At 51.3% G+C, this 1929-nt stretch carries 1 protein-coding gene; it reads right to left on the bottom strand.

Annotation, left to right across the window (positions count from 1 at the left end):
• The coding region (locus V6D20_10645; protein ID HEY9816239.1) for a cache domain-containing protein at positions 1–1360 on the bottom strand (1360 nt) is incomplete at its 3' end.
• Between the last annotated feature and the right edge of the window lie 569 nt (positions 1361–1929).

Below are 1929 nucleotides of genomic sequence, written 5' to 3'. Positions count from 1 at the left end.
AATCTCGGATATAAAGCTGTTCCAAATAGCTCACATAGGGAGCTGTCGCTACCCCCACGGCCAGAGTCCATTGATTTCCGTTGCCAATGGACGAGGTTTCGACGTAGAGCGACTGCTTCCAGCGCACCATAGTGGGCGGGCCCGGCGGCGGCAACCACTGTACGACATTATCCCTAAACTGCCGCGTTTCTCCTGGCTGACTAGGATCGAGAGGTGGCAGCAGCGCTCCAATCCCACCTTCTTCTGCCAAGAGCACTCCCTGCTGGTTGAGCAGTTGCAGCGTGACAATATCGCGCCCACCATGAAAGTGAAAGAGTCGCTCAAGGTTTTGTAAGTCGATATCAGAAATCAGGAAGCCTTGTAGATCAGTCTGGTTATAGATCGGCACCAAAACTCGCATGTAGCGGGTGAGGTAGATATCAGAGGGCTCCGGCAAATAAAACTGGATGCGAGCCTGATCGTCATCCAGCATCGTCATGGCCTCTAGGGCATCCGTCTGAATGTCGTTCAGAACTTGGGGTGAGGTGATGCGGGATGATTCTGCTAACACCTGGCCTGCGCTATCTACCACATAGAGCCCTAACACATCGTTGTAGGCCTGCTGAGCAGCTTCGAGCCGCGCTGTGATCAACTCTGGATTAGCTAGATCAAGACCGACAGCTTTACGTTCGATGCGGTGGACATGATCGTCATACCAGGCTTGGATGTTTTGAGTCGGGGTGTTGGAGGCCACATCTAGGCTGTTGAGGATATCGTTTTCTACGGTCTGAAACAGTTGCTGGCCATTGAAAATCATCAGCAGCAAGCTGGGCAGCAGCACAAAGGATGCAAAGAGGGTGAAGACCGTTTGATGGAACGATACATGGCGCGATCGCCCCTGGGAAGGACGGGACAACCAGCGTCCCATATCAGCCATGAGTATGAGGTCTACGAGCAGCGCATTAACGATACCGTTGATCGACTGCTTGAGGGCCACCAAGATCGTGCCTTGGGGTGCAACCCCCAACATGACTCCGTAGAACAGCAGAACCGAAGGAATCCCGATCAGCAACCAGTAGCCGATGACAATCATCAGTAAACTTTTGCTCTTGCGGGGATAGAGCAAACCCACCGCGATCGCTTCCCCAATCAGGATGATCGTCGCGTAGGGATGTCCCCACAGCACATAGGTGACACTGCCGACCAAGGCACTGGCAAACAGCCCCCAACCTAATCCATAGCGGGCCAAGATCAGCAGGACAGCAATACTACCAAAGAGAAAATCAACTCCAAAAAAGAGCTGAAACTTAAAAATGTTGCCCAATAAGCCCAAGCCTATTAATCCTCCCAGCAGCCCCCAGCTTTGCAGGGTGGTAGGCATTATCCAGAAAGTGGATGGAATCTTGTCCAACAAACGTGAAAGCAGTGGTTGTCTACTCATGAATTGTTCATCAATGCCAATGGTAGCTACGCGTCTTAGACAACGATGCGATCGCATTCTAAGGCATGTGAATCGGAGCTACTTAAACTAAAGTCAAACCAAACCCATTAAAAACCATAGGATCGATGTTCATCAAAGAATCTTAAGCCTCATCTAGCTCCAGCCTAGAATAGCCTCACGTATGTTTAGCACCCGTGGATCTGAGGTCTGCACCATGACGTCAACCTTAGACCTTGACGATAGGGATGTTCGATGTGGACTTCTCCACGGGTAGGTCATAGCCTGATCGCTAGGGTTCTATGACCTACCGCTGCGTCACCTATGGTGTTTGGACAGCATGGATGTCGGAGGGTTGGACAGCATGGGCTGTGTCATCTCCACCCTTCTCCTAGATTTGAGATCGAATGCGATCGCTCACGCATCCCACAAACCATGAACGATCGTCACTGAGCTTACACAACGTGATCAGCAGGATAAAGGCGATCGCTTTGCATTCGATGGGGCTACTT

It is taken from the genome of Candidatus Obscuribacterales bacterium (assembly GCA_036703605.1).
GTDB lineage: Bacteria > Cyanobacteriota > Cyanobacteriia > RECH01 > RECH01 > RECH01.
The sequence above is the reverse complement of the archived record's forward strand: the minus strand, read 5'-3'. Positions and strand labels throughout refer to the sequence as shown.